We start from the raw sequence: 9,369 nt of genomic DNA, 5'->3' as shown, positions 1-9,369 counted from the left end.
CTTCGGTTCGGGCAACGGTAGGGTCGAGGACGTGTGCGGAGTCACCGGGGAGGTCCGGCTCGACGGGCGGGCGCCCGATGTAGCGGCGGTCTCAGCGATGGCCGCTGTGCTGACACCGCGGGGCCCCGATGCGGGCGGCGCCTGGTCGCAGGGCCGGGTCGCGCTGGGCCATCGTCGTCTGAAAATCATCGACCTGACCGAAGCCGGCGCCCAGCCGATGGTCGACTCCGAGCTGGGTCTGTCCATCGCCTGGAACGGCTGCATCTACAACTACAAGGAGCTGCGCTCCGAACTCAGCGGGTACGGCTACCGCTTCTTCTCACACAGCGACACCGAGGTGCTGATCAAGGCCTACCACCGGTGGGGCGACGACTTCGTCAGCCATCTGTTCGGCATGTTCGCATTCGCGATCGTCGAACGCGACAGCGGGCGGGTGTTGCTCGGCCGGGACCGGCTCGGCATCAAACCGCTGTACCTGACCGAGGACAGCCACCGGATCCGGTTTTCGTCGACGCTGCCCGCCCTGCTGGCCGGCGGCGGCGTGGACACCCGGATCGACCCGGTCGCCCTGCACCACTACATGAGCTTCCACTCGGTGGTGCCCGCGCCGAACACCATCCTGCGCGGGGTCCGCAAGGTGCCGCCCGCCTCGCTGGTGGCCATCGAGCCCGACGGCAAACGCACCGTCACCACCTACTGGGCGCCCGACTTCACCCGGCACTCGGACCGCGCGGACTGGTCGGAACGCGACTGGGAAGATGCCGTGCTGTCCACGCTGCGACTGGCGGTCAAGCGCCGCCTGGTCGCCGACGTGCCGGTCGGTTGCCTGCTGTCCGGCGGCGTGGACTCCAGCCTGATCGTGGGTCTGCTCGCCGAAGCCGGCCAGCACGGGCTGTCGACCTTCTCCATCGGCTTCGAGTCGGCGGGCGGCGTCAAGGGCGACGAGTTCCAGTACTCCGACATCGTGGCCGAGCGCTTCGAGACCGACCACCACCAGATCCGCATCGAGACCGACCGGATGCTGCCCGCGCTCGACGGGGCCATCGGCGCGATGAGCGAGCCGATGGTCAGCCACGATTGCGTCGCCTTCTACCTGCTCAGCCAGGAAGTGGCGCGGCACGTGAAGGTCGTGCAGTCCGGCCAGGGCGCCGACGAGGTGTTCGCCGGCTACCACTGGTATCCGCCGATGGGTGATCCCGCCGCCGCCACCCTGGACGGGGCGGTCGCCCAGTACCGCGGCGCCTTCTTCGACCGCGACGCGGCCGGGGTTCAGGCGCTGGTCGGCTCGGGCATCGTCGCGCCCGGCGACCCCAGCCTGCGGTTCGTCACCGAGCACTTCGCGCAGGCCGGCGCCGAAACCGGCATCGACCGCGCGCTGCGGCTCGACACGACGGTGATGCTGATCGACGACCCGGTGAAGCGGGTCGACAACATGACGATGGCGTGGGGGCTGGAGGGCCGGGTGCCGTTCCTCGACCACGAGCTGGTCGAGCTGGCCGCGACCTGCCCGCCGGAATACAAGATCGCGCACGAAGGCAAGGGCGTCCTGAAACAGGCTGCGCGACGGGTGATTCCGTCGGAGGTCATCGACCGCCCCAAGGGTTACTTCCCGGTCCCGGCGCTGACCCACCTCGAAGGCCCGTACCTCGACATGGTCCGCGACGCCCTCTACGCACCCACCGCCAAGGAACGCGGCCTGTTCAACACCGACGCGGTCGACGCGCTGCTGGCCAACCCCAACGGCAAGCTGACCCCGCTGCGCGGCAACGAGCTCTGGCAGATCGCGCTGCTCGAGCTCTGGTTACAGCGTCACGGTGTGACGGGCCCGGTTGCATGACCATGGTCGACCCCTCCGGCGACCACACCGAGGCGATCACGCTCGGTCTGCACGACGCCTCGCCGCCCGAACTGGTCGACGCGATGGCCAAAGATGTCGAGCTCGAGCTGGGTTGGGGCCGACTGATTTTCGGGCAGACCTTCGCCAATTCCCATGAACTGGTCGAGGCGTTGCGCCGCGAGGGACCCGGGCGGCGCGACATCTGCATCTACGCCCGCGAATCCCACGTGGTGGTCGCCGAGGCACCCACCGAGCTGTTCATCGACCCCAGCCACACCTATCGGCTGCGTTTCACGCCGGAGACGAAGAACCTGGCGCCGGCGCCGCTGGGCGTGACGGTGCGCACCCTCAACGACCCGATCGATGCCGACGCCATGAATCGCGTCTACGTGCGCTGCGGCATGGTCCCGGCCGGGGTGGACGTGATCTGGGACAACCACCAGAACGTGCCCGCGGTGAAGTACCTGCTCGCGGTGCGCGACGAGGACGGCGCCGTGGTCGGCACCGTCACCGGCGTCGATCACGAGTTGCTGTTCAACGACCCGGAGGAAGGATCGAGCCTGTGGACCCTGGCGGTCGATCCGGCCGCCGGGCTGCCCGGCGTGGGTGGCGCCCTCACCAGGGCCCTGGCCGAGCACTTCCGCAGCGCGGGTCGCGCCTACATGGATCTGTCGGTGGCGCACGACAATGCGGCCGCCATCGGCCTGTACGAGAAGCTGGGTTTCCGTCGCGTGCCGGTGCTGGCGATCAAGCGCAAGAACGCGATCAACGAACCGTTGTTCAGCCCGCCGCCCGAGACGGTCGACGACCTCAATCCCTACGCCCGGATCATCGCCGACGAGGCGCTTCGCCGGGGGATCTGGGTCGAGGTGCTCGACGCCGAGACCGGCGAGATGCGGCTGACGCACGGCGGCCGCAGCGTCATCACCCGGGAATCGCTGTCCGAGTACACCTCGGCGGTGGCGATGTGCCGCTGCGACGATAAGCGGTTGACGCGGCGCCTGGTCTCCGAGGCGGGCATCACGGTGCCGCGGGCCCGGCTGGCCACCTTCGACGAGAGCGATTTCGCCTTCCTCAAGGAGGTCGGCGAGGTCGTCGTCAAACCGACGCGCGGCGAGCAGGGCAAGGGCATCACCGTCGGGGTCGTCCCGGACAACGGGCCCGACGACCTCAGCGCCGCCCTGGCCCGGGCCCGCCAGCAATACCCGGACGTGCTGATCGAGCAGCGGGTGGAGGGCGACGACCTTCGGCTGGTGGTGATCGACGGCCGCGTCGTCGCGGCCGCGCTGCGAATGCCTCCCGAGGTCATCGGCACGGGCGAGCACAGCGTGCGGGACCTGATCGCGGCCGAGAGCCGGCGCCGCTCGGCGGCCACCGGCGGTGAGTCCCGCATCCCGCTCGACGACCTCACGGAGTCGACGATCGCCGAAGCCGGCTGGAGCCTGGACGACGTGCTGCCGCAGGGCACCCGCCTGCGGGTTCGCCGCACCGCCAACCTGCATCAGGGGGGCACCATCCATGACGTCACCGCGCACGTGAACAGCGAACTGTGCCGCGTCGCGGTGACGGCGGCCGAGGCGATCGGCATCCCGGTCACCGGCATCGACCTGTTGGTGCCCGACGTCACCGGCGCCGAGTACGCCTTCATCGAAGCCAACGAGCGCCCGGGGCTGGCCAACCACGAACCCCAGCCCACGGCCGCGGCCTTCATCGACTTTCTCTTCCCCGGCCACCCCGGCCAACCGCAGGCCTGGACTCCCGAGGAGTCCCGGTCCGATCGTGGGTGACGCCCGCTGAGTGGGTAAATCTCTGTCAACCGCCGAACGGAGACCGCATGAGTGCGAGCGCGCAGACCAAGACCATCTCGACGCATGTGCCGGCGCGGCTGGACCGGCTGCCGTGGTCGCGGTTTCACTGGCGGGTGGTCGTCGGCCTGGGCGGGGTGTGGGTGCTCGACGGGCTCGAGGTCACGATGGTGGGCAACGTGTCGGCCCGGCTCATGGAGCACAACAGTGGCATCGCGCTGGACGCCGCGCAGATCGGCATGGCGGCCGCGATCTACATCGCCGGCGCGTGTTCGGGGGCGCTGTTCTTCGGTCACCTGACGGACCGGTTCGGCCGGCGGAACCTGTTCATCCTCACCCTGGCGATCTATCTGGTGGCCACCGTCGCGACCGCGTTCGCGTTCGCCCCGTGGTATTTCTTCCTGACCCGCTTCTTCACCGGCGCGGGCATCGGGGGCGAATACGCGGCCATCAATTCGGCCATCGACGAGCTGATCCCGGCGCGGGTGCGCGGTCGGGTCGACCTGGTGATCAACGGAACCTATTGGCTGGGCTCGGCCGCCGGTGCGGGCGGCGCGCTGATCCTGTTGAACACGTCGAACTTCCCGCCGAACATCGGCTGGCGGCTCGCCTTCGGCATCGGCGCCATCCTCGGCATCTTCGTGCTGCTCGTCCGGCGCAACGTCCCGGAGAGCCCGCGCTGGTTGTTCATCCACGGCCGCGACGACGAGGCGGAGCAGATCGTCGGCGAGATCGAAGAGGCGGTCCGGCAGGAGACCGGCGAGCCGCTGCCCGAGCCGCAGGGCAAGGCGCTGCGGATTCGCCAGCGCACGGCGATCTCGTTCCGGGAGATCGCCGCCGTGGCGTTCAAGCTCTACCCGCGCCGCGCGGTGCTCGGACTGGCGCTGTTCATCGGGCAGGCGTTCCTCTACAACGGCGTCACGTTCAACCTCGGCACGCTGCTGCACAACTTCTACGCCGTGCCGTCCGGGATGGTGCCGGTGTTCTTCGTGCTGTGGGCGCTGAGCAATTTCGCCGGCCCGCTGGTCCTCGGGCATCTGTTCGACACCGTCGGCCGCAAACCGATGATCACGCTGACCTACATCGGTTCCGGCGTCGCGGTGGTGGCGCTGGCGGTGGTGTTCCTCACCCAGGCCGGCGGTGTGTGGGCCTTCATCGGCGTGCTGATCGTCGCGTTCTTCCTGGCGTCGGCGGGCGCCAGCGCGGCGTACCTGACGGTCAGCGAGATCTTCCCGATGGAGACCAGGGCGCTGGCGATCGCGTTCTTCTACGCGATGGGCACCGCGATCGGCGGCATCACCGGCCCGCTGCTGTTCGGTCAGCTGATCAACTCCGGCATGCGCAGCGAGGTCGTCTGGTCGTTCCTCATCGGCGCGGTGGTGATGGCGGCGGCGGGCCTGGTCGAACTGTGGCTCGGCATCGCCGCCGAGCAGCGCCCGCTGGAGGAGCTGGCGTTGCCGCTGACCGTGGAAGACGCTGAGCGCGAAGAGGATTCGGAACCGGTGACGGACTAGTCCGGACGGGTCAGCCGTAGGCGTCCCACCACGTGTGCAGGTCCTCGACGGTGCCCGGGTCCCCGGTGACGTCGCTGAGCATGAGTCTCGCGTCGTTGGACCAGATCACGTTCGGGTGGTTGTTGTAGGTGCCGCACGCGATCAGGCCGGCCATGTCGTTGGGGGTCTCGTCATAGTGCCAGCTGACGGGTGAGCGTCCCTCGCCGGGGCAGTTCACCAGGCTGACGTTGCCGACGTCGTCGGTGAAGGCCTTCTTCAGCCGGTCGGGTGTTCCGAACAGCCCGTAGGTGGCCCGGGTCGGGCCGCCGGGCTGGGTGTTCTGTCCGCAGGTCACCATCGCCACCGCGTGCACCCAGACGCTGCCCGACTCGGGAGTGGCCGGCGTGCAGGTGCCGGGCAGGTAACCCGGCGGGAGCAGGCTGATCAGCCGCGCCTGGTCGCCGGTGGGGGCGGCGGCCGACGGCGGCGCGGTCTTGCCCGAACCGGTCCGGTGCGGCGGCTGGCTGGTCGGTTTGAGCACCAGCCAGACGCCGACGGCGGCGATCGCGACGGTGACGACGGCCGCGGCGGCCACCACCGGCCACCGGGTGTGCTTGCGTCGCGGCGGTGCGGGCGGGCTGATCGGGAGGTCGGCGTCCGCGGTGTCGCTGCGTTCCAGGATCGTGTCGGCGCGCTCGCGCTCGGGGCTGGTCAGCGCCTTGTGCGCGGCGTCGGCCAGGGCACCGGCGGTGGGATAGCGCTCGGCGGGGTCTTTGGCCATCCCCGCCGCGATCACCGCGTCGAAGGCCGGGCTCACGCCGTGCGCGCTGGGTTTGGGGATGGGCTGCATCATGTGCGCGGTGACCAGCGCGCCGGTGCTGTCGGCGGTGTACGGCGGGGTCCCGGTCAGGCATTCGTAGAGCACACAGGACAGCGCGTACACATCGGCGCGGGAAGTGACGTCGCTGTTCGATGAGTCACTCGAAAAGCGTTCGGGCGCCATGTATTTCAAGGTTCCCACCGCGGTGCCCAGTTGGGTGAGTTTCTCGTCGGTCTTGGCGCTGGCGATACCGAAGTCCACCAGATAGGCGAAGTCGTCGCCGGTGATCAGGATGTTCTGCGGCTTGACGTCACGATGGGTCACCCCGGCGGCGTGCGCGGCGTCCAGAGCCGACGCGACCTGGTGGATGATGGCCACCGCCCGCGGCGCGGGCAGCGGTCCCTCCCGTTCGAGCAAGCTGTCCAGGTCGACACCCTCGATGAGACGCATCTCCAAGAACAGTTGGCCGTCGATTTCGCCGTAGTCGTGGATCGGCACCACGTGCGGCTCCAGCAGCCTGCCGGTGATGCGGGCCTCGCGCTCCATTCGCTTGCGGAACAACGGATCCTGGCTGACGGTGTGCGACATCAGCTTCACCGCGACGGTCCACTGCTTGACGGTGTGCTCGGCTTCGTAGACCTCGCCCATTCCGCCGCGGCCGAGCAGCCGCTTCAGCCGGTACGGCCCGAACGTCGACCCCGACCGCGAGCCCTGCGCGTCGCTCATCGCTGACACCGCTTGTTATCCGGTGAGTTTCGTCAGCCAGGCCGGGTTCTGGTAGTTCACCGCCGTGCTGCCGTCCCACACGAACGGGGTGGAGTTGGCGTTGTCCGCCGACAGCGTCGAGTAGCCGTTCGCCGCTTTGGTTTTCGCCGTGCCGAGGTCATCGCCGGACTTGATGCAGGTGATGACGCCCGCGTCGGCGCCGACCGTCTTGGCCAATTGCGCGAGCTCGCCGTCGGTGCGGTCCTCGGCGGCGCCCTCTTGTGGCTGAAAGTTGCTGGCGAACAGGCCGGAATAGAAGGCGGCGTAGAGCTTGGGGTCGTTCTGCGCGGCTACGCAGTAGGTGGCCGCCACCGCGCGCGTCGAGTAGTCCTGGCTGTGCGACTTGTCGTCGAGGAAGTTGAGCAGGTGATAGCGCACGGCGAGCTTCTTGTTGTTCACCGCGGTGTCGATGTCGGCGGCGTTCGACCTGATGAAGCTGCCGCACGGCGGGCAGATGGGTTCGTTGAAGATGTCGATCGTGGCCTGGGCCGCCGAACTGCCCACGAACACACCGTCGTCGAGGACCCGCAGCGCGACCGCGTCCGGCGGCGGTGGGGGCGGGACCGGTGCCGGCCGGGACTTCGATTCCCAGGGGCGGACGACGCCGAGGAGCACCCCGATGAGGGCCACCGCGAGGGTGGCGGCGACTCCGACCCAGAGCCAGGGCTTGCGGCCGGCCCGCGGCGGCTGGCCCCAGGGCGGGGGCGCCGCGCCGCCGGCGTTCGTCCAAACCGGCGGACCACCCCACGCCGTCGGCTGCAACCCCGGTGCGCCGGAAGCCAACAGCGTGGCCGGCGGCGTGGGCCAGGGACCGACCGGCTGTTGTTGCGGCGCTGGGGGAGCGGGTGCGAACCCGCCGACGGACTGGCCGCCGGCGGCCTGGGCGCCGACCGCCTGGCCCGCGAACGCGGCCGGTGGCGCTGCCACCTGACTGCGCTCCAGGATGTCGGTGGCCCGGTCCTGATCGGGCGCGGCCAACGCCCCATAGGCCGCGGCCGACAGGTCACCGCAGGTGAGAAAGCGGTCTGCGGGGTCCTTGGCCATGCCCCGGGCGATGACCCCGTCGAAGGCCGCCGGGATGCTGGGCCGCGCCGCGCTCGGTCGCGGGATCGGCTGGCGCACGTGCGCGCCCATCACGCTCAGCTGGTCGCCCGTGTAGGGCGGCGAGCCGGTCAGGCACTCGTACAGCACACAGGCCAGAGCGTAGATGTCGGCCTGGGCCGTTACTTCGGAGTCGCCGAACCGCTCCGGGGCCATGTATTTGGCGGTGCCGACGGTGGTGCCGATCTGGGTGAGTTTTTCGTCGGAAGTCGCGCTGGCGATGCCGAAATCGACCAGGTAGGCGAAGTCGTCGGCGCTCACCAGAATGTTCTCCGGCTTCACGTCGCGATGCAGGATCCCGGCCGCGTGGGCGGCATCGAGCGCCGAACCGATCTGGCGGACAATCGCTATCGCCCGCGGCGGGGATATCGGTCCGAAGCGTTTCAGCATGCTGGCCAGGTCTTTGCCGTCGATCAGCCGCATGTCGACGTAGAGCTGGCCGTCGATCTCACCGAAGTCGTGGATGGGTACGACGTGCGGCTCATGCAGCCGCCCGGCGGTACGGGCCTCGCGCTGCATCCGCGAGCGGAATACCGGATCGTTGGACAGGGTCCGCGACATCAGTTTCAGGGCCACGATCCGCTCGCGCACCGTGTCCTCGGCCTCGTAGACGTCGCCCATGCCGCCGCGACCGACCAACCTCCGCAGCCGATACGGCCCGAATTGCGTACCCTCCCGCGAATCCGCGGTCGCGTCACCCATCCAAGACTCCTCATCGCCAGCCGTGCGCCGCAAACCAACGACCGGCGTCCTCCGGCACCCGGCCAGTGCCGGCGCCGGATCCGCGTTCACGGTGGCATGCAGGCATAAGGCTAAGGTTTTCGCGACCGCGAGGCACGGCGAATAGCGAAAGCCAGCTAATTCGACGGCGCGCGATTAATGGTTGTCGTCATCACCGGTGGCGCGTTCGGTGAGCCCTTCTCGGGACAGCGCACGGACGAATCCGTACGCCTGCATTCCGGACGGGCCGGGATTGTCGAAAATCCATTCGTTGATCTTTTCCAGCGCGATGGCCAGGTCCTCGCGCTTGACCCGCACCAGGTAGGTCTTTCGGTCGTCGTCGGGATCCTCGAGGGAGTCGGCGACCGCGACGGGATTCCTGAACGCGTAGGCGATCCCATGCACCGCATCGTGGTTCAGCGCCCATTGAATTTCGCTGGGGCGCAATCGGTTCACCGCCAGATTACGGAAGTCATGGTCGTCGTCTGAACTGCTCACCTGGCCGGTGATCCTTTTCTGTGTGCATCGAGGAAGGGGACAGCGATCAACTGAAGGTGACGTCACCGGGGGCGATCGGATCAAATGTCAAACCGGGCATTTTCATCATAGGAACAGGCGCCGTCGGCTGCATGTCGAGCGCGGTCCGCGCACGGCCGCGCGCGGGTCACGATGAGTTTGAGGGCCGCGTCAGGCGTAGCCAGGCCGCAACATAACGCATCAATCTCTCGCACCATATTCGGCGTTGGCGACGCGTCGTCAGGAATTGAGGCGGACGATGAGCAGTGGTGCACTGATAGCACGGCGCCGAGGAGCACGACGGCAGCACCC

Annotated in this window: 6 protein-coding genes; 3 read left to right on the top strand and 3 right to left on the bottom strand. The window is 68.8% G+C overall.

The features are described from left to right. Positions 1–31 precede the first annotated feature (31 nt). The 3 genes from A5688_RS03980 to A5688_RS03970 are packed head-to-tail and all read left to right on the top strand — an operon-like array spanning position 32 to position 5,156. Positions 32–1,837, top strand: a complete 1,806-nt coding sequence (locus A5688_RS03980; protein WP_067914703.1) for an N-acetylglutaminylglutamine amidotransferase — start codon at positions 32–34, stop codon at positions 1,835–1,837. Next, complete coding sequence (gene ngg, locus A5688_RS03975) at positions 1,834–3,624, top strand: N-acetylglutaminylglutamine synthetase (protein ID WP_067914685.1); 1,791 nt, start codon at positions 1,834–1,836, stop codon at positions 3,622–3,624. The genes A5688_RS03980 and ngg overlap by 4 nt, the downstream gene beginning before the upstream one ends. 47 nt (positions 3,625–3,671) lie before the next feature. Beyond that, positions 3,672–5,156: an MFS transporter gene (locus A5688_RS03970; RefSeq protein WP_067835946.1), complete on the top strand. Its 1,485-nt coding sequence runs from the start codon at positions 3,672–3,674 to the stop codon at positions 5,154–5,156. A gap of 10 nt (positions 5,157–5,166) precedes the next feature. Here A5688_RS03970 and A5688_RS03965 read toward each other — a convergent pair whose 3' ends face one another. The 3 genes from A5688_RS03965 to A5688_RS03955 form a co-directional block, all read right to left on the bottom strand. Then, positions 5,167–6,681, bottom strand: coding sequence for a serine/threonine-protein kinase (locus tag A5688_RS03965; RefSeq protein WP_067914688.1), 1,515 nt, complete (start codon positions 6,679–6,681; stop codon positions 5,167–5,169). A 15-nt stretch (positions 6,682–6,696) separates the two neighbouring features. Beyond that, entirely contained in the window at positions 6,697–8,523 is a 1,827-nt protein-coding gene (locus A5688_RS03960; protein WP_067914690.1) for a serine/threonine protein kinase PknE, read from the bottom strand. 174 nt (positions 8,524–8,697) lie between these two features. Next, positions 8,698–9,039, bottom strand: coding sequence for a hypothetical protein (locus A5688_RS03955; protein WP_067835952.1), 342 nt, complete (start codon positions 9,037–9,039; stop codon positions 8,698–8,700). Positions 9,040–9,369 lie beyond the last annotated feature (330 nt).

This window comes from Mycobacterium mantenii (assembly GCF_001667865.1).
Classification (GTDB): domain Bacteria; phylum Actinomycetota; class Actinomycetes; order Mycobacteriales; family Mycobacteriaceae; genus Mycobacterium; species Mycobacterium mantenii_A.
This window is presented reverse-complemented; position numbering and strand designations above follow the sequence as displayed.